General features: G+C 61.9%; 29 protein-coding genes. 21 read left to right on the forward strand and 8 right to left on the reverse strand.

The genetic code is table 11. The features are described from left to right. The first annotated feature begins 2 nt into the window (after window positions 1-2). Window positions 3-251 carry a GlsB/YeaQ/YmgE family stress response membrane protein gene (locus JYG36_RS01030; RefSeq protein ID WP_045199503.1) on the forward strand — a complete coding sequence of 83 codons (249 nt, stop codon included), beginning with the start codon at window positions 3-5 and terminating at the stop codon, window positions 249-251. A 50-nt stretch (window positions 252-301) separates the two neighbouring features. Beyond that, window positions 302-835 carry a DUF3299 domain-containing protein gene (locus tag JYG36_RS01035; RefSeq protein ID WP_045199652.1) on the forward strand — a complete coding sequence of 178 codons (534 nt, stop codon included), beginning with the start codon at window positions 302-304 and terminating at the stop codon, window positions 833-835. Between the two features lie 65 nt (window positions 836-900). Here the strand turns inward: JYG36_RS01035 and JYG36_RS01040 are convergent, their stop codons facing one another. Continuing rightward, window positions 901-1,797, reverse strand: a complete 897-nt coding sequence (locus tag JYG36_RS01040; RefSeq protein WP_213602863.1) for a D-hexose-6-phosphate mutarotase — start codon at window positions 1,795-1,797, stop codon at window positions 901-903. Window positions 1,798-1,869: 72 nt separating this feature from the next. Continuing rightward, the gene (locus tag JYG36_RS01045; RefSeq protein ID WP_009402429.1) at window positions 1,870-2,271 is read right to left on the reverse strand and encodes an acyl-CoA thioesterase; all 402 of its coding nucleotides are present in this window, start codon (window positions 2,269-2,271) and stop codon (window positions 1,870-1,872) included. A gap of 373 nt (window positions 2,272-2,644) precedes the next feature. Between JYG36_RS01045 and JYG36_RS01050 the strand changes: the two genes are divergently transcribed. From JYG36_RS01050 to JYG36_RS01085, 8 genes are all read left to right on the forward strand, one after another. Beyond that, on the forward strand, window positions 2,645-3,934 hold the full coding sequence (locus JYG36_RS01050; protein ID WP_045199508.1) for an MFS transporter: 1,290 nt from the start codon (window positions 2,645-2,647) through the stop codon (window positions 3,932-3,934). Between the two features lie 161 nt (window positions 3,935-4,095). After that, a complete protein-coding gene (locus JYG36_RS01055; RefSeq protein ID WP_045199510.1) occupies window positions 4,096-5,094 on the forward strand; it encodes a phosphate ABC transporter substrate-binding protein PstS in 999 nt (332 codons plus the stop codon). A gap of 139 nt (window positions 5,095-5,233) precedes the next feature. Further along, window positions 5,234-7,522: an ABC transporter permease family protein gene (locus JYG36_RS01060; RefSeq protein ID WP_045199513.1), complete on the forward strand. Its 2,289-nt coding sequence runs from the start codon at window positions 5,234-5,236 to the stop codon at window positions 7,520-7,522. 71 nt (window positions 7,523-7,593) lie between these two features. Further along, entirely contained in the window at window positions 7,594-9,210 is a 1,617-nt protein-coding gene (gene pstA, locus JYG36_RS01065; RefSeq protein WP_176794310.1) for a phosphate ABC transporter permease PstA, read from the forward strand. Between the two features lie 97 nt (window positions 9,211-9,307). Continuing rightward, the gene (gene pstB / locus JYG36_RS01070) at window positions 9,308-10,141 is read left to right on the forward strand and encodes a phosphate ABC transporter ATP-binding protein PstB (protein WP_045199517.1); all 834 of its coding nucleotides are present in this window, start codon (window positions 9,308-9,310) and stop codon (window positions 10,139-10,141) included. Window positions 10,142-10,262: 121 nt separating this feature from the next. Next, window positions 10,263-11,021, forward strand: a complete 759-nt coding sequence (phoU, locus tag JYG36_RS01075; RefSeq protein ID WP_038997986.1) for a phosphate signaling complex protein PhoU — start codon at window positions 10,263-10,265, stop codon at window positions 11,019-11,021. A 152-nt stretch (window positions 11,022-11,173) separates the two neighbouring features. Continuing rightward, entirely contained in the window at window positions 11,174-12,070 is an 897-nt protein-coding gene (locus tag JYG36_RS01080; protein ID WP_045199519.1) for a response regulator, read from the forward strand. Window positions 12,071-12,313: 243 nt separating this feature from the next. Next, complete coding sequence (locus JYG36_RS01085; protein ID WP_213602865.1) at window positions 12,314-13,210, forward strand: peptidoglycan DD-metalloendopeptidase family protein; 897 nt, start codon at window positions 12,314-12,316, stop codon at window positions 13,208-13,210. A 6-nt stretch (window positions 13,211-13,216) separates the two neighbouring features. Here the strand turns inward: JYG36_RS01085 and JYG36_RS01090 are convergent, their stop codons facing one another. The 3 genes from JYG36_RS01090 to phoB form a co-directional block, all read right to left on the reverse strand. Next, the gene (locus JYG36_RS01090) at window positions 13,217-14,557 is read right to left on the reverse strand and encodes a hemolysin family protein (RefSeq protein WP_045199523.1); all 1,341 of its coding nucleotides are present in this window, start codon (window positions 14,555-14,557) and stop codon (window positions 13,217-13,219) included. 113 nt (window positions 14,558-14,670) lie between these two features. Next, window positions 14,671-15,945 (reverse strand): phosphate regulon sensor histidine kinase PhoR, encoded by a 1,275-nt coding sequence (gene phoR / locus JYG36_RS01095; RefSeq protein ID WP_249744431.1) that lies wholly within the window; start codon window positions 15,943-15,945, stop codon window positions 14,671-14,673. A 151-nt stretch (window positions 15,946-16,096) separates the two neighbouring features. After that, complete coding sequence (phoB, locus tag JYG36_RS01100) at window positions 16,097-16,786, reverse strand: phosphate regulon transcriptional regulator PhoB (RefSeq protein WP_010225936.1); 690 nt, start codon at window positions 16,784-16,786, stop codon at window positions 16,097-16,099. Window positions 16,787-16,932: 146 nt separating this feature from the next. Here phoB and JYG36_RS01105 point away from each other — a divergent pair, with 146 nt between their 5' ends. Further along, complete coding sequence (locus JYG36_RS01105; RefSeq protein ID WP_213602869.1) at window positions 16,933-17,307, forward strand: COG4315 family predicted lipoprotein; 375 nt, start codon at window positions 16,933-16,935, stop codon at window positions 17,305-17,307. Between the two features lie 60 nt (window positions 17,308-17,367). Here the strand turns inward: JYG36_RS01105 and ubiA are convergent, their stop codons facing one another. Next, window positions 17,368-18,255, reverse strand: coding sequence for a 4-hydroxybenzoate octaprenyltransferase (ubiA, locus tag JYG36_RS01110; RefSeq protein ID WP_093377965.1), 888 nt, complete (start codon window positions 18,253-18,255; stop codon window positions 17,368-17,370). Next, complete coding sequence (locus JYG36_RS01115; protein WP_213602871.1) at window positions 18,255-18,818, reverse strand: chorismate lyase; 564 nt, start codon at window positions 18,816-18,818, stop codon at window positions 18,255-18,257. The genes ubiA and JYG36_RS01115 overlap by 1 nt, the downstream gene beginning before the upstream one ends. Before the next feature lie 168 nt (window positions 18,819-18,986). Between JYG36_RS01115 and JYG36_RS01120 the strand changes: the two genes are divergently transcribed. The 10 genes from JYG36_RS01120 to JYG36_RS01165 all read left to right on the forward strand — a co-directional run bounded on the left by JYG36_RS01120 (window position 18,987) and on the right by JYG36_RS01165 (window position 24,309). Next, complete coding sequence (locus JYG36_RS01120; RefSeq protein WP_045199533.1) at window positions 18,987-19,154, forward strand: rubredoxin; 168 nt, start codon at window positions 18,987-18,989, stop codon at window positions 19,152-19,154. A gap of 34 nt (window positions 19,155-19,188) precedes the next feature. Next, window positions 19,189-20,337 carry an NAD(P)/FAD-dependent oxidoreductase gene (locus JYG36_RS01125; RefSeq protein WP_093377970.1) on the forward strand — a complete coding sequence of 383 codons (1,149 nt, stop codon included), beginning with the start codon at window positions 19,189-19,191 and terminating at the stop codon, window positions 20,335-20,337. 187 nt (window positions 20,338-20,524) lie between these two features. Beyond that, window positions 20,525-20,800 (forward strand): HU family DNA-binding protein, encoded by a 276-nt coding sequence (locus JYG36_RS01130; RefSeq protein ID WP_003213368.1) that lies wholly within the window; start codon window positions 20,525-20,527, stop codon window positions 20,798-20,800. Between the two features lie 181 nt (window positions 20,801-20,981). After that, a complete protein-coding gene (locus tag JYG36_RS01135; RefSeq protein WP_045199537.1) occupies window positions 20,982-21,200 on the forward strand; it encodes a hypothetical protein in 219 nt (72 codons plus the stop codon). Beyond that, window positions 21,197-21,529 (forward strand): hypothetical protein, encoded by a 333-nt coding sequence (locus JYG36_RS01140; protein ID WP_045199539.1) that lies wholly within the window; start codon window positions 21,197-21,199, stop codon window positions 21,527-21,529. The genes JYG36_RS01135 and JYG36_RS01140 overlap by 4 nt, the downstream gene beginning before the upstream one ends. Then, window positions 21,526-21,906, forward strand: a complete 381-nt coding sequence (locus JYG36_RS01145; RefSeq protein WP_213602873.1) for a hypothetical protein — start codon at window positions 21,526-21,528, stop codon at window positions 21,904-21,906. The genes JYG36_RS01140 and JYG36_RS01145 overlap by 4 nt, the downstream gene beginning before the upstream one ends. Continuing rightward, complete coding sequence (locus JYG36_RS01150; RefSeq protein WP_213602875.1) at window positions 21,903-22,433, forward strand: hypothetical protein; 531 nt, start codon at window positions 21,903-21,905, stop codon at window positions 22,431-22,433. The genes JYG36_RS01145 and JYG36_RS01150 overlap by 4 nt, the downstream gene beginning before the upstream one ends. After that, the gene (locus JYG36_RS01155) at window positions 22,430-23,437 is read left to right on the forward strand and encodes an SEL1-like repeat protein (protein ID WP_093377984.1); all 1,008 of its coding nucleotides are present in this window, start codon (window positions 22,430-22,432) and stop codon (window positions 23,435-23,437) included. The genes JYG36_RS01150 and JYG36_RS01155 overlap by 4 nt, the downstream gene beginning before the upstream one ends. Further along, window positions 23,428-23,817, forward strand: coding sequence for a hypothetical protein (locus JYG36_RS01160; RefSeq protein ID WP_213602877.1), 390 nt, complete (start codon window positions 23,428-23,430; stop codon window positions 23,815-23,817). The genes JYG36_RS01155 and JYG36_RS01160 overlap by 10 nt, the downstream gene beginning before the upstream one ends. A gap of 117 nt (window positions 23,818-23,934) precedes the next feature. Continuing rightward, window positions 23,935-24,309: a helicase gene (locus tag JYG36_RS01165; RefSeq protein WP_045199547.1), complete on the forward strand. Its 375-nt coding sequence runs from the start codon at window positions 23,935-23,937 to the stop codon at window positions 24,307-24,309. Window positions 24,310-24,331: 22 nt separating this feature from the next. On the opposite strand, the gene JYG36_RS01170 is transcribed toward JYG36_RS01165, so the two are convergent. Beyond that, window positions 24,332-25,732, reverse strand: a complete 1,401-nt coding sequence (locus tag JYG36_RS01170; protein ID WP_045199549.1) for an aminoacyl-tRNA deacylase and HDOD domain-containing protein — start codon at window positions 25,730-25,732, stop codon at window positions 24,332-24,334. Window positions 25,733-25,787 lie beyond the last annotated feature (55 nt).

The following is a 25,787-nucleotide window of genomic DNA, read 5'->3' on the forward strand; positions in this document are numbered from 1 at the left end:
CCATGGGTATCATCGGAACCATCTTCATCGGCCTGATCGTCGGTCTGCTGGCACGCTTTCTAAAGCCTGGCGACGACAGCATGGGCTGGATCATGACCATTCTGCTGGGCATTGCCGGTTCGCTCGCCGCGACCTACGGCGGCCAGGCGCTGGGCATCTATCAGGCTGGAGAGGGTGCAGGTTTCCTCGGCGCGCTGGTGGGCGCGATTATCCTGTTGGTGATCTACGGGCTGGTCGTCAAAAAGAGCTGACGGCAGGCTAGAATGCTCGGCACCGAATTCCTTCGTTGCCGAGCTTTTTCATGCGCCGTGTATTACTGCTTTCTCTGTTGCTGCTGAGCGGCCTGGCCCGGGCTGAGTTGCCGGAAACCGACTGGCTGGAGCTGATGCCCAAGTCGGACCAGAAAGCCCTCGAGCAGATGCCCGAAATCGACCACAACTCCCCGGAAGCCATGGGCACCTTCAGCGAAAAGGGTGGCCTCAAGCAGAGCAAGGGCTTGCCGGCAGTGATGTATTCGACCAAGACCGTGGCCGCCATGAATGGCAAGCACATCCGCCTGGGCGGGTATCCGGTGCCGCTGGAAACCGACGCCAAGGGCAACAGCACGTTGTTCTTCCTGGTGCCTTACCCCGGCGCCTGCATCCACGTACCGCCGCCACCACCGAACCAGCTGGTGCTGGTGCGCTATCCCAAGGGCTTGAAGCTCGACGATATCTACACGCCGCTGTGGGTCAACGGTACGTTGAAGGTGGAGACGGTCAGCAATGACCTGGCGGATGCGGCCTATGCAATGGATGCAGCCAAGGTGCGGGTGGTGGAAGACGCCGATCTTTGAATGATCGCGGGGCAAGCTTGCTCCCACCGGATACTGTGGGAGCGGGCTTGCCCCGCGATAGTGATCTAGAGCTGTTCGCTATCGATTTTCAGACTCAGCGAATGGGTTGCCCCAGGCGCCAGTGTCACCACATCGTCCCACACGTTCGCGGTCTCGATGCAGAGCATGCGCTGCCAGCCATCATCGGCCATGTCCGGCAACTCAGCGGCACGCTCGGTCCAGGGGTTCCAGATCACAGCCGTACGCGAACCCTGGGCCGTTATCACCACGCGACGATTCCAGGCCGGGTCGACGATGCTCAGTTGCTCGGGCGCCTGCAGATAAATGCGGTCGGTTTCACCGGCAAAGCCCAGCGCGCCTTGCTGCTGGCGCTGCTCCCAGTTGGCCAGGGTTTCGATGTAGTTCAGACCATCGACACCTTCGACCTGGACCTCGCGCACATCGCTGACCGCGAAGTAGCTGTGCAGCGCCTGGCTGAGGGTGACCGGGACGTTGTCGAGGTTATAGCTGGAGAGGGTGATGCTCAGCTGTTCGCCCATGACGATGGTCAGCTTGAGCTCAACGATGTGTGGCCAGCCGGGCAGGTCGCCTTTGGCCTCTGGCAGGGTGAATTCGACTGTTACATTGCCGTCCTTCACGGCGATGCCCAGCAATTGCCAGTCACGACCGCGCACCAGGCCATGGGCCGGGCCGTCTTCAGCGCGATACATGGCCTGCACGGCATCGGGGTTGCGCTTGAAAATGCCAAACCAGGGCCAGCACACCGGAACCCCGGCGCGCACGGACTTGCCCTGCCTGAAGATGGCCTGTTCGCTGAGCCACAGCAAAGGTGGCTCGCCGAGCCGCTGATAGCTGAGCACCTGCGCGCCTTGCTGGGCGACCAGCAATTCAGCCGTGTCGCTGGTGATGCGCCAGCAATTGAGCTCGCCGTGCTTTTCGGATTCGACCTTGGGTGTGGACATGCGCTTTATCTCGTAGGTTTGCCGTACGGTCTTGGACCGCTTGCATACCTTCGAGTTTACCGCGCAGCGGTCTCAGCGACGAGGAGGAACCGAGCGGGTGCGCCCGCTGCCGTCGATGGCGACGAACACGAATACCGCTTCGGTCACCTTGCGCCACTCGCTGGACAGCGGGTCGTCGCTCCACACCTCGACCATCATCTGGATCGAGCTGCGGCCGATTTCCAGGGTCTGGGTATAGAAGGACAATTGCGCGCCGACTGCCACCGGCACCAGGAATGCCATGCGATCGATGGCCACGGTAGCTACCCGGCCACCGGCAACGCGACTGGCCATGGCGGTACCGGCCAGGTCCATCTGGGCGACCAGCCAGCCGCCGAAGATATCGCCGAAACCGTTGGTTTCACGGGGCAATGCGGTGATCTGCAAGGCCAGGTCGCCTTGCGGGATAGGATCTTCTTGTTCGAGTTCAATCATGCCGGGGGTGCCTCTGACCCATGACGCTTCGTTGGTTGGCGCTATGACAGACGCCTCGAAAAACGATTCAGCACAACTATTCTACGCTGCTTTCGCTTTGCCAGGCGGCGAAGGGAAACTCTGCGAAACCGACTAAGCATACCTAGCGGCGTTTTCGCACAACATCCTTCAGAAGGCGCAACCCTTTCCTACAAGCGGCCAGTATATAGAGCCGAAAGCGCAGCGACGACCATGCAGTCATGAATACTTGTATTGAATTTGTACTGCTATGTGCTTTTTCTGCCAATTTGCTATCTTTCCAGGCTGCCCAGGCCCAAACCCGCGTGCCAGGCGGCCTGCACCCCCAATAAGAAATGCCAAACAAGAGAGACCTATGACCTCCGTGCCCGGCAGTATCGCGCAGCCTTCGAGGCCGCTGACCCGCAGTGACTACAAGACCTTGTCGCTTTCCGCCCTGGGCGGTGCGCTGGAGTTCTACGATTTCATCATCTTCGTGTTCTTCGCCACGGTGGTCGGCAAGCTGTTCTTTCCCGCCGAAATGCCTGAATGGCTGCGTTTGATGCAAACGTTTGGCATCTTTGCCGCCGGCTACCTGGCGCGGCCGCTGGGCGGCATCGTCATGGCCCACTTCGGCGACCTGCTGGGGCGCAAGAAGATGTTCACCCTGAGCATCTTCATGATGGCCGTGCCGACCCTGATCATGGGCTTGCTGCCGACCTACGCGCAGATCGGCCTGTGGGCTCCGATCCTGTTGCTGGTGATGCGGGTGATCCAGGGCGCGGCGATTGGCGGTGAAGTGCCGGGCGCCTGGGTGTTCGTCTCCGAGCACGTGCCGGCGCGCAACACCGGGTACGCTTGCGGCACGCTGACGGCGGGGCTGACTGCCGGGATTCTGCTCGGTTCGCTGGTGGCGACGCTGATCAACACGGTTTACAGCCAGCAGGAAGTGGCCGATTACGCCTGGCGTATTCCGTTTCTGCTCGGCGGCGTGTTTGGCTTGTTCGCGGTCTATCTGCGCCGCTGGCTACACGAAACCCCGGTGTTTGCCGAGATGCAGGCGCGCAAGGCGCTGGCCGAAGAAGTGCCGCTGCGCGCGGTATTGCGCGACCACCGTGGCGCCATCGTGCTGTCGATGCTGCTGACCTGGCTGCTGTCGGCCGGCATTGTCGTGGTGATCCTGATGACCCCGGCGCTGCTGCAGAGCCTTTATCAGGTCAGTCCGACCGATTCGCTGAAGGCCAACAGCCTGGCCATCGTCCTGCTCAGCCTCGGTTGCATCGGCACCGGCGCGCTGGCCGACCGTTTTGGCGCCGGGCGGGTGTTCATTGTTGGCAGCCTGGCGCTGCTGGTGACCTCCTGGACCTTTTATCACACGCTGCCTACCCACCCCGAGTGGCTGTTCCCGTTGTATGCCTTGACCGGCTTGTGTGTCGGCATCGTCGGCGCCGTGCCGTATGTCATGGTTAAAGCCTTCCCGCCGGTAGTTCGGTTCAGTGGCCTGTCGTTTTCCTACAACCTGGCCTACGCGATCTTCGGCGGCCTGACGCCGATGGCCGTCACCGCGATGCTCAAGTTCAGCCCGATGGCGCCGGCTTATTACGTTGCTGGTATCTGCACCATTGGTCTGCTGGTGGGTATTTATCTGACCGCGAAAAAGCGCTGAAACCGCTCTAAATCAAATCTCGCAACATTTTGAAAAGGCCATCACCGCTCGCCGGTGATGGCCTTTCATCTAATTGTCACATTCGATTCATAGAGTAGTCATACGGCCTGCAGATACTTGGGCCCGATCCATCTCACCCCAATTCCTGCTAGGAGCAAGGCATGAAACTGAAGCGTTTGATGGCGGCCCTGACTTTCGTCGCCGCTGGCGTTGCCACCGCCAATGCGGTTGCCGCTGTTGACCCTGCTATTCCGACCTACACCAAGACCACCGGTGTGTCGGGCAACCTCTCCAGCGTCGGTTCCGATACCCTGGCCAACCTCATGACCCTGTGGGCCGAGGCCTACAAAAAGGAATATCCGAACGTCAACATCCAGATTCAGGCTGCCGGCTCCTCCACCGCGCCACCCGCGCTGACTGAAGGCACCGCCAACCTCGGCCCGATGAGCCGCAAGATGAAGGACGTCGAGCTGCAGGCCTTCGAACAGAAGTACGGCTACAAGCCAACCGCCATCCCGGTTGCCGTCGACGCCCTGGCCGTATTCGTACACAAGGACAACCCGATCAAAGGCCTGACCATGGCCCAGGTCGATGCAATCTTCTCTTCGACCCGCCTGTGCGGCGCCAAGGCCGACGTGAAAACCTGGGGTGACCTGGGCGTGACCGGCGACCTGGCCAACAAGCCAGTGCAGCTGTTCGGCCGTAACTCGGTGTCCGGCACCTACGGCTACTTCAAGGAAGAAGCCCTGTGCAAAGGCGACTTCAAGCCTAACGTCAACGAACAACCTGGCTCGGCTTCGGTCGTGCAGTCGATCAGCAGCTCGCTGAACGGCATCGGTTACTCGGGCATCGGCTACAAGACCGCCAGCGTCAAGACTGTAGCCCTGGCCAAGAAAGAAGGCGGTGCCTTCGTTGAAGACAACGAAGCCAACGCCCTGAACGGCACCTACCCGCTGTCGCGCTTCCTCTACGTCTACGTCAACAAGGCGCCGAACAAGCCTCTGGCCCCGCTGGAAGCCGAGTTCGTCAAGCTGGTGCTGTCGCAAGCCGGCCAGCAAGTGGTGGTGAAGGATGGTTACATCCCGCTGCCAGCCAAAGTGGTTGATAAAGCCCTGGCTGACCTGGGCCTGAATCACAACGGCAACGTTGCGAAGAAGTAACTGAAGGACCGGCGGGGGCGGGTTTTGTCCCGGTCTCGCCACTCATTGCGAGTCCGCTGCCAGGGGTATCTGCGCGGCGGGCTTTTTTGCGTCACTGCATTGTCATGTTTTTGTCATACGGGACCGCTAGGGTGTGCGCATGAATGATCTGGCCAACTCCACCATGACCCAAAATTCTCCCCCCGTGCGGATTGACTTCAATACGCCCGAACTGCAACGCAAGCGGCGCATGCGTGCGCTCAAGGATCGCCTGACCCGCTGGTATGTACTGGTGGGCGGGCTTGCCGTGCTGGCAGCCATTACCCTGATCTTCTTCTACCTGGCCTATGTGGTCGTACCGCTGTTCCAGGGCGCTACCCTGACCAGCAAGAAGGCTCTGGAGCCTACCTGGCTGCAGCAGGACGCCGGCAAGCCGCTGATGATCGCCCTGGAAGAGCAGAACCTGGTCGGCATGCGGGTTTCCGACAAGGGCCAGGCACTGTTCTTCGACACCAAGAGCGGTGCCGAGCTCAAGCGCGTCGAACTGCCGGTGCCGGCTGGCACCCAGGTGACCTCGATCGGTGCCGATCAGCCGGGTAACCCGCTGGTGGTGCTGGGCCTGTCCAATGGCCAGGCGCTGGTGTTCAGCCACAGCTACAAGATCACCTACCCGGACAACAAGAAAACCATCACTCCGGCCATCGACTACCCCTATGGCCAGGAGCCCTTCGCCCTGGATGACCAGGGCCGGGCGCTGGAGCATGTCAGCCTCAACGTCAATGGCGAGACCCTGGTGGTGGCCGGTTCCACCGGTGCGCACCTGCAGGTGGTGTCGCTGAGCCGCGAAGAGAACATGATGACCGGCGAAGTCACCAGCGAGCAGAGCCGTATCGAGCTGCCGCAGATGACCGAAGCGGTCAAAGCCATTTTCATCGACCCGCGCCAGCAGTGGTTGTATGTGATCAACGGTCGTGCCCAGGCTGACGTTTTCAGCCTGCGCGACAAGAGCCTCAACGGCCGCTACAAGCTGCTTGACGACGGCAATGCCGAAGTCACCGCCAGCACTCAGCTGGTGGGTGGTATCTCGCTGATCATCGGTGACTCCAAGGGTGGCCTGGCCCAGTGGTTCATGGCCCGCGACCCGGATGGCGAGCAGCGCTTCAAGCGCATTCGCGAGTTCCAGATGGGCAAGGCGCCGGTGGTGCAGATCGATGCCGAAGAGCGCCGCAAGGGCTTCGTTGCCCTCGACGCTGACGGCAAGCTCGGCGTGTTCCACAGCACCGCGCACCGTACCCTGCTGGTCGAGCCGGCCGCTGAAGGCGCGGGCATTCTGGCGCTGTCGCCACGGGCCAACCGCATCATCATCGAAGAAGGCGGCAAGCTGCTGCCGCTGACCCTGAAGAACCCGCACCCGGAAGTGTCCTGGAGCGCGCTGTGGAGCAAGGTCTGGTACGAGAACTACGACGAGCCCAAGTATGTCTGGCAGTCGACCGCCTCGAACACCGACTTCGAACCCAAGCTGAGCCTGTCGCCGCTGACCTTCGGTACCTTGAAGGCCGCGTTCTACGCGATGATCCTCGCTGCGCCGCTGGCCATTGCCGCCGCCATCTACACCGCCTACTTCATGGCCCCGGGCATGCGCCGCAAGGTCAAGCCGGTGATCGAACTGATGGAGGCGATGCCGACGGTGATTCTCGGCTTCTTCGCCGGCCTGTTCCTGGCGCCGTTCCTTGAAGGCCACCTGCCGGGTGTGTTCAGCCTGTTCCTGTTGATGCCGCTGGGCATCCTGGTCGCCGGCTTCGCCTGGAGCCGCCTGCCCGAGTCGCTGCGCCTGCGGGTTCCGGATGGCTGGGAAGCGGCGATCCTGATCCCGGTGATCCTCTTCACCGGCTGGTTCGCCCTGTACATGAGCCCGTTCATCGAGACCTGGTTCTTCGACGGCGACATGCGCCTGTGGATTACCAACGACCTGGGTATCACCTACGACCAGCGCAACGCCCTGGTGGTCGGTATCGCCATGGGTTTTGCGGTGATCCCGAACATCTACTCGATCGCCGAAGACGCCGTGTTCAGCGTGCCGCGCAGCCTGACCCTGGGTTCGCTGGCACTCGGTGCCACGCCATGGCAGACCCTGACCCGCGTGGTCATCCTGACCGCAAGCCCGGGGATCTTCTCGGCGCTGATGATCGGCATGGGCCGCGCGGTGGGTGAAACCATGATCGTGCTGATGGCCACCGGCAACACCCCGGTCATGGAAATGAACCTGTTCGAAGGTATGCGCACCCTGGCGGCCAACGTTGCGGTGGAGATGCCCGAGTCGGAAGTCGGTGGCAGTCACTACCGCGTGCTGTTCCTCGCCGCGCTGGTGCTGCTGATGTTCACCTTCGTGATGAACACCTTGGCCGAGCTGATTCGCCAGCGTCTGCGCAAGAAATACTCGTCGCTTTGATAGAAAGGTAGCGATCCGTGAAAAAGGATTCCCTCAAAAGCTGGTTCAAGAGCGGCGCCCCCGGCGTCTGGATGAGCGGTGGCGCGGTCGCCATCGCGGTGATCATGACCATCGGTCTGCTCGCCGTGATCGCCGTGCGCGGCCTGGGCCATTTCTGGCCGGCTGACCTGCTGCAAGCCAGCTACAACGTGCCTGGCCAGGCCAACCACATCGTCGTTGGCGAAGTGGTGCAGAAGGAAGAGGTACCCCGTGCCCGTTTGAAAGGTGCCGGCCTGCCGGTGCCTGATGAAGGCCCGGAGTTCATGACCCGCGAGCTGATCAAGGTCGGTAACCGCGACCTCAACGGTAGCGACTTCACCTGGGTGGTCGGCGAATGGCTGACCGACCAGCACAAGCCGGTCGACCTGATCGCCCTGGAGCGCCGCGAGTGGGGCAACTTCTATGGCTACCTGGTCAGCGTCAAGGAAAACGGCAAGGTCGTCGCCGAAGGCCAGGCGGCCTGGCGCGAGCTGCAAGATCGCCTCAAGCGTGCCGACAAGCTGGCCGGCGAGCTGCAGAAGCTCGAGAAGAAGGACATCGGTGCGATCAACTACGGTCTTGAGCGTCTGCGCCTGCAGACCCGCAAGCTGGAGCTGGACGGCAAGCTGGACGCCGCTGCCCAGGCCGATATCGAAGCCGAGCGCGCCGAGCTGAACAACCGCTACAAGGCCATCGAAGAGCGTCTGGGCGGCCTGCACCAGGACTTCGGCCGCGACAGCCTGGTGGCCAAGGACGGTAATGGTCGTGAGGTGGAAATCAACCTGAGCAAGGTGGTGCATGCCTACCAGCCGAACGGCATGGGTATCTTCACCAAGCTGGGCGTGTATTTTGCCAAGGTCTGGGAATTCCTCAGCGACGACCCGCGTGAGGCCAACACCGAAGGCGGGATCTTCCCGGCGATCTTCGGTACCGTGATGATGACCCTGATCATGGCCGTGATCGTCACCCCGTTCGGCGTGCTGGCGGCGGTGTACCTGCGTGAATATGCGCGTCAGGGCCCGGTGACCCGCCTGATCCGTATTGCGGTGAACAACCTCGCCGGTGTTCCGGCGATCGTCTACGGCGTGTTCGGCCTGGGCTTCTTCGTCTATGTGCTGGGTGGCTCGCTCGACCGGCTGTTCTTCCCCGAAGCGCTGCCGGCGCCGACCCTGGGTACCCCGGGGCTGCTCTGGGCTTCGCTGACCCTGGCGCTGCTTGCGGTGCCAGTGGTGATCGTGGCCACTGAAGAAGGCCTGGCGCGGATTCCACGCACGGTCCGCGAAGGTTCGCTGGCGCTCGGTGCAACCAAGGCCGAGACCCTGTGGAAGATCGTCCTGCCCATGGCCAGCCCGGCAATGATGACCGGCATGATCCTCGCCGTGGCCCGGGCCGCCGGTGAAGTGGCGCCGCTGATGCTGGTAGGTGTGGTGAAGCTGGCGCCGTCGCTGCCGGTGGACGGCAATTACCCGTACCTGCACCTGGACCAGAAGATCATGCACCTGGGCTTCCACATCTATGACGTCGGCTTCCAGAGCCCGAACGTCGAGGCCGCGCGGCCGCTGGTGTACGCCACGGCATTGCTGCTGGTGCTGGTAATCGCCACCCTGAACCTCTCGGCGGTATGGATTCGTAACCACCTGCGCGAGAAGTACAAGGCGCTGGACAGTTGACTGAAAGCTATTAGCCATAAGCGGCAAGCTACACGCCGCTTTTGCTCAAACTTGCAGCTTGCAGCTAGAAGCATGCAGCTACAAACGGAGTGAAATCATGCAACATGAAACCCATTCTCACGGTATCGACATGTCGGCCCTGGGTCGCGACAAACAGAGCCTGCGCCTGGCTGAAGAAACCGTAGCCATCGAAGTGCCAGGCCTGAGCCTGTACTACGGCGACAAGCAAGCGCTGTTCGATGTCAGCATGAACATCCCCAAGCAGCGTGTGACCGCTTTCATCGGCCCGTCCGGCTGCGGTAAATCGACCTTGCTGCGCACCTTCAACCGCATGAACGACCTGGTTGACGGCTGCCGCGTGGACGGCGCGATCAACCTTTACGGCAACAACATCTACCGCAAGGGCGAAGACGTCGCCGAACTGCGCCGCCGGGTTGGCATGGTGTTCCAGAAGCCCAATCCGTTCCCCAAGACCATTTACGAGAACGTGGTCTACGGCCTGCGTATCCAGGGTATCAACAAGAAGCGCGTGCTCGACGAAGCCGTGGAGTGGGCGCTCAAGGGTGCGGCGCTGTGGGAGGAGGTCAAGGACCGCCTGCACGAGTCGGCGCTGGGCCTGTCCGGTGGTCAGCAGCAGCGCCTGGTGATTGCCCGTACCATTGCCGTGGAGCCGGAGGTACTGCTGCTCGATGAGCCATGCTCGGCACTCGACCCGATCTCGACGCTGAAGGTCGAAGAGCTGATCTACGAGCTCAAGTCCAAGTACACCATCGTCATCGTTACCCATAACATGCAGCAGGCGGCGCGGGTCTCCGACTACACCGCATTCATGTACATGGGCAAGCTGGTGGAGTTCGGTGATACCGACACGCTGTTCACCAACCCGGCGAAGAAGCAGACCGAAGACTACATCACCGGCCGGTATGGCTAGCGGCAGTTGCAAGCTTCAAGCCGCAAGCTGCAAGAAAGTGGCGAGCGTGAAGCCCGGGAACGACACGAACAAACTTGAAGCTTGAAGCTTGCTACTTGAAGCTTTTTCGCGGAGCGAAAGCATGATCGATAAAGACAGCCTTACCCACCATATCTCCCAGCAGTTCAACGCCGAACTCGAAGAGGTTCGCAGCCACCTCCTGGCGATGGGCGGCCTGGTCGAGAAGCAGGTCAACGATGCGGTTACCGCGCTGATCGAGGCCGACTCGGGCCTGGCCCAGCAAGTGCGCGAAGTCGACGAGCAGATCAACCAGATGGAGCGCAACATCGACGAAGAGTGCGTGCGCATTCTGGCCCGACGTCAGCCGGCGGCGTCTGACCTGCGCCTGATCATCAGCATTTCAAAGTCGGTAATTGACCTGGAGCGCATCGGCGACGAGTCGACCAAGATTGCCCGTCGCGCCATCCAGCTGTGCGAAGAAGGCGAATCGCCTCGCGGTTACGTTGAAGTGCGTCACATCGGCGACCAGGTGCGCAACATGGTCCGTGATGCCCTGGATGCCTTTGCCCGTTTCGACGCCGACCTGGCGCTGTCGGTGGCCCAGTACGACAAGACCATCGACCGCGAGTACAAGACCGCGCTGCGCGAGCTGGTCACCTACATGATGGAAGATCCACGCTCGATCTCGCGCGTTCTCAGCGTGATCTGGGCGCTGCGTTCGCTGGAGCGTATCGGCGACCACGCGCGCAACATCTCCGAGCTGGTGATCTACCTGGTGCGCGGTACCGACGTCCGTCACCTGGGCCTCAAGCGTATGCAGGAAGAGGTTCAGCGCAGCGGCGAAAAGGCTAATGTTCCGGGCAAATCTGACGATAACTAAGACTGCCCGAGAATGAACGCCCGGCCTTGGCCGGGCGTTTTCGTTTGCGGGTGAGGCAGCCGCGAACGAAACAACGAGTCCCGGCGTGACCCAATGTTTGGCAAATGGCCATCAGTCAGCGTTATGCTAGTCGGGATTCAATAGGAGTGGCGATGAGTAAAGTCAGTGTGTTGGTTGTGGATGATGCGCCGTTCATTCGCGACCTGGTCAAGAAGTGCCTGCGTAACTACTTCCCCGGTATCGTCATCGAAGATGCGGTCAACGGCCGCAAGGCCCAGACCTTGCTGAGCCGTGAGGCTTTCGACCTGGTCCTGTGCGACTGGGAAATGCCGGAAATGTCCGGCCTTGAGCTGCTGACCTGGTGCCGTCAGCAAGAGTCGATGAAGACCCTGCCGTTCATCATGGTGACCAGCCGTGGCGACAAGGAGAACGTGGTCCAGGCGATTCAGGCCGGGGTCTCGGATTTCGTCGGCAAGCCGTTCACCAACGAGCAACTGCTGACCAAGGTGAAAAAAGCCCTGACCAAGGTCGGCAAGCTCGACACCTTGCTGGCCAGTGCGCCGACCCGCGCGACGTCGGCGTTTGCCAACGACTCGCTGAGCGCCCTGACTGGCGGCCGTGCCGAAACGGTCAAGCCGACAGCCCCGGTGGCCCCGGTAGCCGCGGCCAAACCCCTGGTGAGCGCTCCCAAGCCTGCAGCTGCGGCGCCGGCAGGGCGTGGCCAGGGCCAACTGCGCCTGCCAAGCGGCGTGCAGCCGTGTGTGATCAAGGCCTTGAGCCTCAAGGAAGCGCTGCTGGTGGTGCGCCGTGGCGAAACCCTGCCACAGGTTCTGGAAGGCGCGGTACTCGACCTGGAGCAGGGCGAGAACGCCGAGATCGCCCGCCTCAACGGCTACCTGCATGCGGTTGCCGCGCTGGAGCCGAAACCCGACAGCGACTGGTTGCAACTGACCTTCAAGTTCGTTGACCAGGATGCGCAGAAGCTCGACTACCTGTCGCGCCTGATCGCCCGCGGTTCGGCGCAGAAGCACTTCGTGCCAGGGGCCTGAAGGCCCTGTGGGAGCGGGCCTTGCCCGCGATCGAGCGCGCAGCGGTCGCAATCCAGACAACACCTGATGTATTGACTGGGCTGGCCTCTTCGCGGGGCAAGCCGGCTCCTACAGGAGCCGGCCTTGCCGGCGATCAATGCACCGTTCGTCTCCTGGTACACCCCTGAAACACTCTCGCCATACCCCCGCCAAAATCCGCTGCTAGGCTTCGACAGACCACTCACTGTCAAAAAGCCACTACTCATGCCTGCACGCACGCTGCTGTTCTGCGCCTTGCTCATGGCCTGCGGCCCTGTGCTGGCCATGACCCTTTACAAAAGTACCGACGCCTACGGCGTGGTGTCCTATTCCGATCGACCGATTCCCGGCGGCCAGGCGTTTGTCTTTGGCGACAGGATGGTTGAGCAACTGGAAACCCAGGTGCAGTTGCAGGCCAACCGCTTTGCCGCAGGCGTGCGCTTCAGTGCGCGTAACGACACCTACGCGCCGGTCGAGGTAGAGCTGCGCCTGGAGCGCCTGGGCAATGTCCAGGGTGGGGCGTCGCGTTTGGTGCGGCGAGTGGTGCCGGCGCGCAGCACGGTGGCGCTGACGCTGCTCAGTGCCCGCCAGCCCGGCAAGCCGGTGAGCTACAAGAGCAAGTTCGATTTTGCCCTGGGCAACCCGGGCCAGCGTCAACAGGCGTTCCGTTACCCATTGCCCTGGCGCGGCGGGCCCTTTCGCCTGACCCAGGGGCCCAATGGCCGCTACAGCCACTTCGGGCCCAAGGGCCGTTATGCCATGGACATCGCCATGCCTGAAGGCACGCCGATCATCGCCGCACGGGCAGGGGTGGTGATCAAGACCGAAAACAGCCAGAGCGGCCGTGGCAGTCATCCGTCAGGCAACTTTGTGCGCATCCTTCACGAAGACGGCACCATGGGCGTGTACCTGCACCTGATGCGCGGCTCAGTGGTGGTCAGGGAAGGGCAGCGGGTGGTGTACGGCACGCCGCTGGCAAAATCCGGCAATACCGGCAACAGCAGCGGCCCGCACTTGCACTTTGTGGTGCAGCGCAACGTCGGGCTGGCGCTGGAGTCGATACCCTACCAGTTCAACCAGCCCGTCGGCGGGCTGCCGAACTTTACCGCCGGCAACCCCTGAGGCGGCTCAATCGAGCTTGAGCACCTTGGCCAGGACGATCTTCGGCCCCTTCATCTTTTTGATGATAATGCGCAGGCCTTCGACTTCCAGTAGCTCTTCCTCTTCCGGAACCCGCTTGAGGGTCTCGTAGACCAGGCCGGCGAGGGTTTCGGCCTCGATGTGGTCCAGATCCACGCCAAGCAGGCGCTCGACCTTGAACAGCGGGGTGTCGCCGCGTACCAGCAGCTTGCCCGGCTGGTAGGCGAGGATGCCGCGCTCGGCCTTGCGGTGTTCGTCCTGGATGTCGCCAACCAGCACTTCCAGCACGTCCTCCATGGTCAGGTAGCCGATGACCTTGCCGTCGGCTTCCTCGACCAGCGCAAAGTGCGCACCGCCTTTGCGGAACTGCTCGAGCAGGTGCGCCAGCGGCATGTGCCGCGACACGCGCTCCAGCGGCCGGGTCAGCTCGGCCAGGTTGAAAGACTCGGGGATATGGTCGAGATCGGCCAGCTCCAGCAGCAGGTCCTTGATGTGCAGCAGGCCGATGAATTCGCCGCGCTCGGCATCGAGTACCGGGTAGCGACTGAACTTGTGCCGACGGAACATCGCGAGGATTTCCTTGAGCGGCGCGTTGGCATCGAGGCAGACCATGTCTTCCCGCGAGTTAGCCCAGTCGACCACTTCCAGCTCGCCCATTTCCACCGCCGAGGCCAGTACCCGCATGCCTTGGTCGCTAGGGTCCTGGCCACGGCTGGAGTGCAGGATCAGCTTGAGTTCTTCACGGCTGTAGTGGTGTTCGTGGTGCGGCCCGGGCTCGCCCTGGCCGGCAATACGCAAGATGGCGTTGGCGCTGGCGTTGAGCAGGTAGATGGCCGGGTACATCAGCCAGTAGAACAGGTACAGCGGCACCGCCGTCCACAGCGACAGCAGCTCGGGCTTGCGGATCGCCCAGGACTTGGGCGCCAGCTCACCGACAACGATGTGCAGGTAGGAGATGACGAAGAAGGCGCTGAAGAACGAGATGCCCTTGATGACTTCCGGCGATTCAACGCCGACGGCGGCCAGCAGGGGTTCGAGCAGGTGCGCGAAGGCCGGCTCACCGACCCAGCCCAGGCCCAGCGAGGCCAGGGTGATACCCAGTTGGCAAGCGGACAGGTAGGCGTCCAGCTGGCTGTGTACGGTGCGCAGGATCTGCCCGCGCCAGCCATGCTGCTCGGCAATCGACTCGACCCGGGTCGAGCGCAATTTGACCATGGCGAACTCGGCGGCAACGAAGAAGCCGTTGAGCAGAACCAGCAGCAGAGCAAAAAGAATCATGCCGAAATCGGCGAAAAGTGCAGCGAGGTTGAAACCAGGGGAAGGGTCCATGATGGAGTTTTACGGGGTCCGTCTTTTAAGAAAGGGAGTACAGCAATGCCAGCATGAGCTGGCGCGAGTCAGCCAATGTAGCGGCTGACTGCGCAAATTTAAAGGGCGGCGGCTCAGGATGCCTGGCGCGAGGCTATCTGCACCGGGGCGAAATGGCAGGTAAAGGTGCTGCCATGGCCTGGCACGCTGCTGATTTCCAGGCGCGCGCGATGGCGCAGCAGCACGTGCTTGACGATCGCCAGGCCCAGGCCGGTGCCACCGGTATTGGAGGCACGGCTGGAGTCGACGCGGTAGAAGCGCTCGGTCAGGCGTGGCAGATGCTTGGGGTCGATGCCGATGCCCGAGTCCTGCACGCTCAGGTGTGCGCCTTGCTCGTCGGCCCACCAGCGGATGCGGATCTGGCCTTCGTCCTGGGTGTATTTGACTGCATTGAACACCAGGTTGGAAAAGGCGCTGCGCAGCTCCGCCTCGCTACCCTTGAGGCGAATGCCCGGCTGCGCCTCCAGGCTGATGCGCTGGTTACGCTGCCCGGACAATGCCTGGGCGTCGCCCTTGATCGATTGCAGCAGGCTCTCGACCGCTACTGGCTGGTTGTCCGAGGGGTAGTCGGTGGCTTCCAGCTTGGCCAGCAACAGCAGGTCGTTGAGCAGCGTTTGCATGCGCCCGCCTTGCTGCTGCATCTGCTGCAGGGCACGAACCCAGCGCGGGTTCACCTCTTCGACGTTATCGAGCAGGGTTTCCAGGTAGCCGGCGATCACCGTCAGCGGCGTGCGCAGTTCGTGGGAGACGTTGGCGACGAAATCCTTGCGCATCTGCTCCAGCTGATGGATGCGGGTGACATCGCGTACCAGCATCAGGTGCTCGTTGTTGCCGTAACGGGTGATGTGCAGTTGCACGCGCATGCGGTCGTTGATCGGCGAGGGGATCTCCAGCGGTTCGAGGTAGTTCTCCTGCTCGAAGTACTCCTTGAAGCGTGGATGACGTACCAGGTTGGTAACTGGCTGGCCGCTGTCCTGCGGGGTCTTGAGGCCGAGCAGGGTTTCCGCGGCGCGGTTCCACCACTCCAGGTTGCCATCGCTGTCGAGCATGATCACCGCATCCTTGAGGGCGGCGGTGGACTCCTGCACCCGGTCGATCACCGCCTGCAGACGCCCGCGCACGCGCTGGTCGCGGCGTTGCAGATGGTAGATGCTGTCGAACACCTCGCCCCACAGGCCATAGCCATCGGGCGGTGCTTCATCGGGTTTGTGCAGGCGCAGCCATTCGTGCAGGCGCAGCAGTTGCTTGAGGGTCCAGCCCAGGTAGATCGCCAGGCCCATGGCCAGGCTCCAGCCATAGTAGCCGCTGATCAGGCCGGCCAGCAGGCAGACGGTGATCAGCAACAGCATGTGGCGAATCAGGGTGCCATGCCAGTTCTGGTTCAATTGGGATCCTTAGCGGATCAGCTGCACGTTGCAAGCTACAAGCTGCAAGGTTGAAGCGGATCTGCGTGTGCTTTTGCTCTTTCTTGCAGCTTGGGGCTTGTAGCTTGCAGCTTTCTCAACTTTTAGTTGAGAACCGGTAACCGGTGCCGCGGACGGTTTGTACCAGATTTTCGTAGGCATCGCCCAATGCCTTGCGCAGGCGGCGGATATGCACGTCGACGGTGCGTTCCTCGACATAGACGTTGCCGCCCCAGACCTGGTCGAGCAGCTGGCCACGGGTGTAGGCGCGCTCCTGGTGGGTCATGAAGAATTGCAGCAGGCGGTATTCGGTCGGGCCCATTTCGGCCGGCTTGCCATCGATGGTCACTCGGTGGCTGATTGGATCGAGCAGCAGGCCGCCGACTTCGATCGGCGCTTCGCCATCGCTCGGGCCGGCGCGGCGCAGCACGGCCTTAAGCCGGGCCACCAGCTCGCGCGGCGAGAAAGGCTTGGTGATGTAGTCGTCGGCGCCGACTTCCAGGCCCTGGATCTTGTTGTCTTCCTCACCCTTGGCGGTGAGCATGATGATCGGGATGTCGCCGGTCAGCTCGTCGCGCTTGAGGCGGCGGGCCAGTTCGATACCGGAGGTGCCCGGGAGCATCCAGTCGAGCAGGATCAGGTCCGGCTTGCGGTCGACGATGATGGCGTGGGCCTGCTGGGAGTTTTCGGCTTCCAGGCAGTCATAGCCGGCCATTTCCAATGCAACGGCGATCATCTCGCGAATTGGCGCTTCGTCGTCAACGATCAGAATGTTTCTGCCAACCATGCTTAAACCTCTTCCATTAAAGGTGTCTTGGCCCGCATTAGATAACGGAATTATTGCAGTCGTGTGACAGCTCGTGGGCCATTGCAGCAACATTCTGTTACTGGGCTAGGCTTAAATTCCCTCTCCCGAGAATTACGGTGAATCCAATGACACGACATACGCTGAACTGGATGGGTCTATTCGCTGCAGTAGCCCTGGCGCTGCCGGGAGTGGCCTCGGCTCATCATGCCATGGAGAAGGACGGCATGTGGGTCGACCATAAGGGTATGACCTTGTACACCTTTGACAAGGACGCTGACGGCAAATCCATGTGTAACGCTGATTGTGCCAAGAACTGGCCGCCGTTGATGGTCAAGGATGGCGAGAAGGCCGAAGGCAAGTGGACACAGATCAAGCGCGATGACGGCAACATGCAGTGGGCCTATGATGGCAAGCCGCTGTACACCTTCGTCAAGGACCAGAAGGCGGGGGACACTGTGGGCGACGGTATGAAGGACGTCTGGCACGTTGCCAAACCGTAATGGCTTTTTCGCGGGGCAAGCCCGCTCCTACAGGTAGGAGCGGGCATGCCCCGCGATGAATCAGAAGCTGTAATCCAGCACGATGCCGACAAACACCAGCAACCCGGCCCAGTGGTTGTGCAAGAAGGCCTTGAAGCACGATTCGCGGTCCAGCTTGCGCGTCGACCAGAACTCCCAGGCAAAGCACAGCAAGGCTGCCATCAGTCCCAGGTGGAACCAGCCGCCCAGCTCGAAGCGGTTGCCGGCCAGTAACAGGCAGCCAAGGGACAATACCTGCAAGGTGAGGATGATCACCCGATCGGCTTCACCGAACAGGATGGCGGTGGATTTGACCCCGATTTTCAGGTCGTCATCGCGGTCGACCATGGCGTAGTACGTGTCGTAGCCCACGGTCCACAGCAGGTTGGCGATGTACAGCAGCCAGGCGATGGCCGGCAGCTCGCCGGTGGCGGCGGTGAAGGCCATGGGGATGCCCCAGGAGTAGGCCGCCCCCAGCACCACCTGCGGGTAGTAGGTGTAGCGCTTCATGAACGGGTAACAGGCCGCCAGCGCCACAGCGCCGAACGACAGCCACACCGTGGTGGCATTGGTGCACAGCACCAGCAAGAAACTCACCCCGACCAATACCGCAAACAGGGTCAGCGCCTCGCGGGCGTTGATCCGTCCGGCGGCCAGCGGGCGGTCGGCAGTGCGTTTGACGTGGCCATCGACCTTGCGGTCGGCGAAATCGTTGATGGCGCAGCCGGCAGCGCGCATCAGCACCACGCCGAGGGTGAATATCAGCACGTTGGCCAGGGTCGGCGCGCCCTTGGCGGCAATCCAGACGGCCGAAAGGGTCGGCCACAGCAGCAGGTAGATGCCAATCGGACGGTCCATCCGGCTCAGCTGGATGAAGTCCCAGGCCCGGGGGTGCAGGCGATTGAACGACTTGAGCAGCTGCAGGTACATCAGCGGGTCTCCGATGGGGTGTCGGCGGCAATCCACAGTGTAGGCAAGAACACCTCGGCCACCAGCACGCTCAAGGCGTCGCGATCAAAGCGCGAACGGCGCCCCCACAAGCCGACATGGCACTGCTCCAGCGGCAACCAGGCCTGCGGATAGTGGCAGACCTCGATGGGCCGGCGGACAAAGCCCTGTTCGCAGAACAGCAGTTCGCCCAATGAGCGGCTGCCCAGCGCTTCCATGTCCAGGCCGCCACTTTCCAGCGAGCTGCGCGCGGCCACGCTGCGGGCAAACACCCAGGGCTGGCCATGGCCGCGCAAGTACACTTCGCGCACCCAGCCTTCGCTGCCCAACGGCAGGTCAAGGGCCTGGCATTCGTCTTCGCGCAGTCGTTGCCAGCCCTCGCAAAGGGGTGTCACGCAAAAGTGATCGGCGGATAATTGAATCAGGCGGCGGGTCAGGGAGCCCTGGTCGTACAACCAGTCGCGAGTCGTGGGCGATGTGCTGTCTGCCAGGTCAGGGTGCTGCAGCCAGAGTGCAGCGGGCGCTTGCAATGTTTCGTACGGCACGGCGGTATCGAATAACAGGCCAGAGAGACGCCGAGCTTAGCATGATTGCCCGATCCGGCTTGCATGCTGGCACCTGGCTCCAGTACAAAGCCCTTTCTTTGATGGCCGCCACTGTAATCTTCACGAGAGCGGCCACTCCAATGCCTGAGTCTTTCGAGGAAGTGCGTTATGAAAAAGTGGCAATGTATTGTCTGTGGCCTGGTCTACAACGAAGCTGACGGTTGGCCGGACGACGGCATCGCTCCAGGCACCAGGTGGGAAGACGTACCCGAAGACTGGCTGTGCCCGGACTGCGGTGTCGGCAAGATGGATTTCGAGATGATCGAAATCAACTGATCACATTTCAATCAGATTTCAAGGAAGGCAGCGCATGACGGCTCCAGTGGTGATTGTCGGTACAGGTCTGGCGGGTTACAACCTGGCTCGCGAGTTTCGCAAGCTCGACGGCGATACGCCGTTGTTGCTGATTACCGCCGACGACGGCCGCTCCTACTCCAAGCCGATGCTTTCCACCGGTTTCGCCAAGAACAAGGACGCCGACGGCCTTAGCATGGCCGCACCCGGCGCCATGGCCGAGCAGCTCAAGGCCGAGGTGCGCACCCACACCCGCATCAGCGGCATCGACCCGGGCCACAAACGCCTGTGGATCGGTGAAGAGCAGGTTCACTACCGCGACCTGATCCTGGCCTGGGGCGCCGAAACCGTGCGGGTGCCGGTCGAAGGCGATGCAGGCGAGCTGATCTTCCCGATCAACGACCTCGAGGACTACGCGCGTTTTCGCGCCGCCGCCGCTGGCAAGCAACGGGTGCTGATCCTCGGCGCCGGCCTGATCGGCTGTGAGTTCGCCAACGACATGAGCCTGGGTGGCTATCAGGTCGAGCTGGTGGCGCCGTGCGAGCAGGTCATGCCGACCTTGCTGCACCCGATGGCGGCAGCCGCGGTTCAGGCCGGCCTTCAAGAGCTGGGCGTGCGTTTCCACCTGGGCCCGGTACTGACCCGCCTGCAGCGGCTGGAGCAGGGCCTGGAAGCGCACTTGTCCGACGGCAGCGTGATTGCTTGCGACCTGGTGGTTTCGGCTGTTGGCCTGCGCCCACGCATCGACCTGGCCTCGGCTGCGGGGTTGCAGGTCAATCGCGGCGTAGTGGTTGATCGCCAGCTGCGTACCTCCCACGCCAACATCTTCGCCCTCGGTGATTGCGCCGAAGTCGATGGCCTCAATCTGCTGTATGTGATGCCGTTGATGAGTTGCGCCCGGGCGCTGGCGCAAACCCTGGCCGGCAACCCGACAGCGGTCGCCTACGGGCCGATGCCGGTTACGGTTAAAACCCCGGCCTGCCCGCTGGTGGTGTCGCCTGTGCCCCATGGCCGTGAGGGCCAGTGGAGCGTTGAAGGCCAGGGCGCCGACCTCAAGGTGCTCTGCCATGACGCAGACGGCCAACTGCTGGGCTATGCCCTGACCGGCACCGCCGTCATGGACAAGCTGGCTCTAAATCGGCAACTTCCGGCGCTGATGGCGTAAATAACCGGCGTTCTGTCGGATTTCCCCTGCCTTTGCCCCAGCAATGGCCGCCCAGAGACTGGCGCGGCCCCTGAGGGCATGCCATTCTCACTCCGTCTGCCGCAGTTTAGAGCCTGCGGTGCCTTGGGCGCTGTTCTTCAAGAGCAGCACGGCATAACAACAAAAAAACCGTCAAAGAGGCTTCACTATGCGTAAACCAGAACTCGCCGCCGCCATTGCGGAAAAGGCTGATCTCACCAAAGAGCAAGCCAACCGCGTGCTCAACGCCGTGCTCGAAGAAATCACCGGCGCCCTGCACCGCAAGGACAGCGTGACCCTGGTCGGCTTCGGTACCTTCCTGCAGCGCCACCGCGGTGCCCGCACGGGCAAAAACCCGCAAACCGGCGAGCCGGTCAAGATCAAGGCCAGCAACACTGTTGCTTTCAAACCAGGTAAATCCCTGAAGGACAGCGTCAATCCGTGATGCCTCGCACAGATCGATTGCAGTGAAAAACGGGCACCGCACAAGGTGCCCGTTTTTTATTGCCGCCGCCCTGGCATCTGGCTAGCATACGCGGCCGCCGTCGCAAGGACGGGGAAGTGTCCAGGGAGGGCCGTGATGAAGACCGAAGGATTCGCACTAACCGCTAGCGCAGGGCAACGCCATGTATGACGGCTTGACCTTGCCCAACTACCTGGCGGGCGTTGCCGACAGCGACCTGTTCGGCAGCCTGGCCTTTGTCTGCCTGATATTGATACTCACCAGCCTGCACCGACGCTGGCGTGACCAGCTCTGGCATCGCCTGCTGACGTTCATTTGCCTGACCACCGTGGTGGTCATGGAACTGGTGGGTTCCTACTATGCGAACCTGCCGCCGGCATGAGCAAAGGCAAAGGGTTGGCCCTGGCGTTGCTGGTACTCCTGCTGCTGCCAGGCGTGACCACGCCGTTGTATTCGAACGCGCTGCTGCTGTGGATGGAGCCTGACAACTTCATCCCCGCCGAATCCTCAATGCTGACCTTCGAGCCCTACCAGATTTCCCAGGGCTCCTCGTCCTACTGGCTGTACGGCCAGGACAAGCACAACTACTACCACTTCACCTACGAAGCCGCGCACCCCTATCGCTATATCCCCCGCGACAACAACTGCCCGGGCTTCGACAGGAACGATGTGCGCAGCTGGTGCCAGGCTTTGCAAGGAAACTCCCGATGATCAAACGCTGGCTGATCGCCCTGGCCGTGCATGCGCTGGCTTGCTTCCTGTTCCTGGTGCTCAACGACATCGGGGTTCATTACTACAAGCAGATCTACGGCGGCTTCACCGCCCGCGGCGTGGCGTCTGGCGCCATTTTCTGGCTGGTGTTCGATGTGATGGTGATCTTCAGCCTGGTGATCGTTTTCGTGCCGAGGCTCAAGCACAAACTCATGATCAATGGCGCGCTGGTGGCGTTGATCATCTACTGGCTGATGCCGGATCACCCGGTGCGAACGATGTTTTTCAGCCCGCTGGCCGGTGGTCTGACTTTCCTGGCGATAATGCTTGCCCACTGGTTGGGCCGGCTGAATGTATTCAACAAGGATCGGTCTTGAAACGTAGGCACTATTTTGCCCTGGCGATGGTTGGGGCATTGGTACTTTGGGTGGGACACAACATCCAGGTATTGATCGATCGGCCAGGCGAAGTCAGGGTGGTCAGCGAGTCGGGCCGTTATCTCATGGAGAATGTGCCGGTTGGTGGCTGGCTGGTGCCTTTCGATGACCTGGCCTACCTGCGTTTCATTGACCGCAGCAATCAAAAGCAGGTTTACCGCACGCCGCTGTTCTCGCAGACCTCTTTGGACATGCGCGATTACGAAGACAACGGCACTGTCGGCATCGTCTGGATCAGCTTGTACAAGGCTGATGGGCATATCGAGATCGCCATACCCAACTGGAAGCCCCATTGGCTCAACTACTTCATCAGCAATACGCCCTATGACGTGGCCGACGAGCAGGCCGATTGCCGCAAGCCGGAAAACGCCCTGCGCTTTATCCGCGATGTGCTGGGTTACTGGCTGGGTTTCAGTGACTACTGGTGTACTCCCACTCAACAGCTGATCGACAGAGGCAAACCATGAAAGGCTTTGCGACGACGTGGCGGCAGTGGTTCTGCTCGTTCCTGCTGCTGGCCGGGGCGACAACCTGCGCTGGTGCCCCGGCGGACATGCCGGACTGCTCCGACAACGATTTTGGCGCCTTTTTCGCCGCTTTTGCCCAGAGCGAAGCGCTGCAGCAGTCGCTGGTGGCTGACCCGCTGATCGAGCAGCGGATCTACCCCGGTCGCAAGCAACCGCGTGTGGCGATCCGCAAGCTGGCCCCGGAGCAGCGCCCGTCGCTGGCCTTGCTACAGCCGGCCAAGCGTGCCGCGCTGGGGCTGGTGGTCGAGCAGGAGGGTAGCCGGCAAGTGGTGTTGCACGACACCAAGGGCGAACTGCTCAAGGTCTATACCTTTACCCGCGGCCAATGCTGGGTGTTACAGCGGATCGATGACTGGTCGCTGGCGGGCTTCTTTACCGGGCGCCAGGAGAAGGTTGCCGGCGAGCTGGATGTCGAGCGCGCCAGGCTCTATGAGAATCTGGGCAGGGCAGGGCTCTACGACAACCCTGGGCAACTGATGAACGCCGCCCTCAACAGTCTGCTCAGTGCCGCTACCAAGGGCAACAACGAGGCCGCAGTCCAGGCGGTCATCCTGATTTTTTCAGGGGATGCCGAACGACTGCCGGACTCGACCATCGTTCAGCTCCTGGAGGCGGCTATGGTCACTGAACGGGACGCCGGGGCCATGCTGGCGCACTTCGTTTGCTACGGCGAAGAGTATGCCGAGGACCGGGTCTGCCAGGACCCGGGCAAAGCGCTTCAAGCCTTGCGCCAATCGGCGAAGCTGGAGTCGCCGCGGGGGCTGGTGGAGCTTGGCTTTGCCTACGAGGCAGGCAAGCTTGGCCAGCAGGACAATGACCGCGCCATGGCTTGCTACCAGCAAGCGGCACTGGAGGCCAGCGGTTACCGCGACAGCGCCGTGGACGGTATCAAGCGCCTGAGCGACAAAGGCGTGGTCGAAGACGAGACACAGAAATGCTTGTAACTCCCCCTTACCGCCTGGCAATCGCTCTGGTTGTGCACCTGTTGGCCATTGTCACTTACCTGTGGCTGCACAACACTGGCATGACAATGTACCGGCAGATGGCCGGCGGGCTGATGTCGCGCGGCGTCGCGATCGGCATGGGCATGTACCTGATCTTCTACTTCGTGGTGTTGATGAACCTGGCGATCGCGCTGGTGCCGCGGCTCAAGTGGCGGTTGCTGCTGGCGGCGGCCATTCCTGCCGCAATCCTGCTCTACCTGTTGCCCCAGCATCCGCTGCGCGCAATGTTTTGCAGCGTGCTGGGGTTGTCTACGGCACTGGCGGCTGTCGGCGCGAACCAGTTGATTCTGTACGCGTTGAGCAGGTTCAGGCGTCAGTGAATAACCCGGTTACAAGGCCAACGGCGGCTATCATCGGGTAAAGCGTAGAGAACTATGGCGTTTTTGTAGCGAGACTATAAACTGCTTCGCCAGTCACTTTTTAGCCGAGGCGTGCACATGAAGTTTCGCTTTCTCCTTTGGGCCATGGGCCTGCTGATGGCCAAAGCCAGCCGCAACAACCCTGCCTTTCAGCAGCAACTGGCCGACAAGGACCTGGTGTTCCAGCTGCAGACCCTCGATGGCAAGGCGGCGCGCCATTTCATCGTCAAGGACCTGCGAATCAGCAGCAAATCCGGCACTCACCCTGCGCCAGCTTTCGCTATCGCCTTCAAGGATGCCGCGTTCGGTTTTGCCACCCTGCAGGCCAAGAACAAGCAACTGGCCTTCATGCAGGGGATTCAGGACAAAAGCATCCAGATCAAGGGCAACCCGGCGCTGGTGATCTGGTTCCAGGGCCTGATGAAGTACCTGAAACCGAAAAAGAAGGCCTGACCGCCAAGGTCAGGCTTACGCCTCAGTGCTGGCTGAATTGCGAGGCCAGCTCACGCAGCATGGCTTCGGCTTCCAGCACCTTGTTGACCACGTCCTCGGCTTTTTCGCGGGTCAGGTTCAGACGCTCGAGCAGCTCGTCGGGGATGCTTTCCTGCGGCCCCGAGCCGATTCCGCGCGAGCGCAGCAGGCGTACCGCCAGGCACACCAGGTTGGGGAAGGCGGCGCAGTCGCCGGCATAGGTCGGGTCGTGCTGGAAGCGCAGGGCGGTGGACAGCTCATCCGGCATGTCCCAGTAGCGCATCAGCCAGGCGCCGATCTGCTCGCGGCTGATGCCCAGCAGGTGTTGCTCGACGTAGCTGTGGCACAGGTGCGGGTTGACCTCCAGGTGCCGGCAGATCAGCGAGAAATGCGGCGGGAACACATGCGCCAGCAACAGGTAGCCGAAGTTGTGCAGCAGCCCGGCCAGGTAGGTCAGGCCCGATTCCGGGCGCTCGGCCCGCGGCATGGCCCGGGTCAGGCCCTCGATCACCGCAGCGGTGTAGATCGATTGCTGCCAGTACGGTGTGGTCTGTTGCGGGTGGTCCTTGGGCAGGCTCAGGGTTTTGCCCAGCGCCAGGCCCAGGGCCAGGTTGATCACCAGGTCAAAGCCGAGCACGCGAACGATGGCGTCTTCCACCGAGCGGATCTTGCCCGGTGAGGCGTAGTAGGGCGAAGCCGCCCAGCTGACCACTTGCGCAGCAAGGGCCGGGTCGGTTTCGACCACGCCGGTGATGTCATCGATGGTGGCGTTGGGGTCGACCCGCAGCTTGATGATTTTTTGCGCGGTTTCCGCCAGCGGCGGGATCTCGATGGTGCTTTCCAGGCGCTGCTGGATGCGCCGGGCGGTGAATGCCTGGACGGCCTGGGAAATTTCTTCGCGGTCGTCGTGGGGGCGGTCGAGATTTGGGCGGATGCTGGTCAGCAGTTCGCCGAAGTTGCCGGCGCTGGCCTTGCTGAGCATCTTCTTGAAGTCGTCGCGCTCGATCTCCAGCAACAACCCGGCTTCACCGGAGTGAATCAGCAGGCGCTCGGGACGCAGCAGGCTTTCTTCGTACAGGCACGGTGAGCTGGTCAGCGCCGGAATCCCCGGGAGGATCTTCAGGCCGTGCTTTTCCAGCATGTGGCGCAGGCGTTCCAGCGGTACCGCAGCCAGCTTGCGGCCGGTCAGCTCGGTCAGGCGGCTGAGGTCGAGCAACTGGTTTTGCGGGAACAGCACCATCAACGCGCCGACTTCGTCGTCCAGCAGTACGGCCTGCACTTTGGCGGCGGCCGGCAGCTGCGGATGGTCGGTCACTTCGCGGTAGGCGATGCCGAGCTTGTCGAGCAGCAACCGGATAACAGACGGAGCGTGGGGGGTTGCGGTGTCCAGAGCAACTTCAGTCATGGTCTGTATCCAAAATTTTTTCAATCGCATGAGTATAACCAGCTTGAACCCCGGG

Source organism: Pseudomonas sp. SORT22, from assembly GCF_018417635.1.
GTDB lineage: Bacteria > Pseudomonadota > Gammaproteobacteria > Pseudomonadales > Pseudomonadaceae > Aquipseudomonas.

Bases quoted from the DNA above. Each gene is read 5' to 3' on its own strand.
- JYG36_RS01030 (WP_045199503.1), top strand. From the start codon at position 3: ATGGGTATCATCGGAACCATCTTCATCGGCCTGATCGTCGGTCTGCTG.
- JYG36_RS01035 (WP_045199652.1), top strand. From the start codon at position 302: ATGCGCCGTGTATTACTGCTTTCTCTGTTGCTGCTGAGCGGCCTGGCC.
- JYG36_RS01040 (WP_213602863.1), bottom strand. From the start codon at position 1,797: ATGTCCACACCCAAGGTCGAATCCGAAAAGCACGGCGAGCTCAATTGC.
- JYG36_RS01045 (WP_009402429.1), bottom strand. From the start codon at position 2,271: ATGATTGAACTCGAACAAGAAGATCCTATCCCGCAAGGCGACCTGGCC.
- JYG36_RS01050 (WP_045199508.1), top strand. From the start codon at position 2,645: ATGACCTCCGTGCCCGGCAGTATCGCGCAGCCTTCGAGGCCGCTGACC.
- JYG36_RS01055 (WP_045199510.1), top strand. From the start codon at position 4,096: ATGAAACTGAAGCGTTTGATGGCGGCCCTGACTTTCGTCGCCGCTGGC.
- JYG36_RS01060 (WP_045199513.1), top strand. From the start codon at position 5,234: ATGAATGATCTGGCCAACTCCACCATGACCCAAAATTCTCCCCCCGTG.
- pstA (WP_176794310.1), top strand. From the start codon at position 7,594: ATGAGCGGTGGCGCGGTCGCCATCGCGGTGATCATGACCATCGGTCTG.
- pstB (WP_045199517.1), top strand. From the start codon at position 9,308: ATGCAACATGAAACCCATTCTCACGGTATCGACATGTCGGCCCTGGGT.
- phoU (WP_038997986.1), top strand. From the start codon at position 10,263: ATGATCGATAAAGACAGCCTTACCCACCATATCTCCCAGCAGTTCAAC.
- JYG36_RS01080 (WP_045199519.1), top strand. From the start codon at position 11,174: ATGAGTAAAGTCAGTGTGTTGGTTGTGGATGATGCGCCGTTCATTCGC.
- JYG36_RS01085 (WP_213602865.1), top strand. From the start codon at position 12,314: ATGCCTGCACGCACGCTGCTGTTCTGCGCCTTGCTCATGGCCTGCGGC.
- JYG36_RS01090 (WP_045199523.1), bottom strand. From the start codon at position 14,557: ATGGACCCTTCCCCTGGTTTCAACCTCGCTGCACTTTTCGCCGATTTC.
- phoR (WP_249744431.1), bottom strand. From the start codon at position 15,945: ATGCTGTTGCTGATCACCGTCTGCCTGCTGGCCGGCCTGATCAGCGGC.
- phoB (WP_010225936.1), bottom strand. From the start codon at position 16,786: ATGGTTGGCAGAAACATTCTGATCGTTGACGACGAAGCGCCAATTCGC.
- JYG36_RS01105 (WP_213602869.1), top strand. From the start codon at position 16,933: ATGACACGACATACGCTGAACTGGATGGGTCTATTCGCTGCAGTAGCC.
- ubiA (WP_093377965.1), bottom strand. From the start codon at position 18,255: ATGTACCTGCAGCTGCTCAAGTCGTTCAATCGCCTGCACCCCCGGGCC.
- JYG36_RS01120 (WP_045199533.1), top strand. From the start codon at position 18,987: ATGAAAAAGTGGCAATGTATTGTCTGTGGCCTGGTCTACAACGAAGCT.
- JYG36_RS01125 (WP_093377970.1), top strand. From the start codon at position 19,189: ATGACGGCTCCAGTGGTGATTGTCGGTACAGGTCTGGCGGGTTACAAC.
- JYG36_RS01130 (WP_003213368.1), top strand. From the start codon at position 20,525: ATGCGTAAACCAGAACTCGCCGCCGCCATTGCGGAAAAGGCTGATCTC.
- JYG36_RS01135 (WP_045199537.1), top strand. From the start codon at position 20,982: ATGTATGACGGCTTGACCTTGCCCAACTACCTGGCGGGCGTTGCCGAC.
- JYG36_RS01140 (WP_045199539.1), top strand. From the start codon at position 21,197: ATGAGCAAAGGCAAAGGGTTGGCCCTGGCGTTGCTGGTACTCCTGCTG.
- JYG36_RS01145 (WP_213602873.1), top strand. From the start codon at position 21,526: ATGATCAAACGCTGGCTGATCGCCCTGGCCGTGCATGCGCTGGCTTGC.
- JYG36_RS01155 (WP_093377984.1), top strand. From the start codon at position 22,430: ATGAAAGGCTTTGCGACGACGTGGCGGCAGTGGTTCTGCTCGTTCCTG.
- JYG36_RS01160 (WP_213602877.1), top strand. From the start codon at position 23,428: ATGCTTGTAACTCCCCCTTACCGCCTGGCAATCGCTCTGGTTGTGCAC.
- JYG36_RS01165 (WP_045199547.1), top strand. From the start codon at position 23,935: ATGAAGTTTCGCTTTCTCCTTTGGGCCATGGGCCTGCTGATGGCCAAA.
- JYG36_RS01170 (WP_045199549.1), bottom strand. From the start codon at position 25,732: ATGACTGAAGTTGCTCTGGACACCGCAACCCCCCACGCTCCGTCTGTT.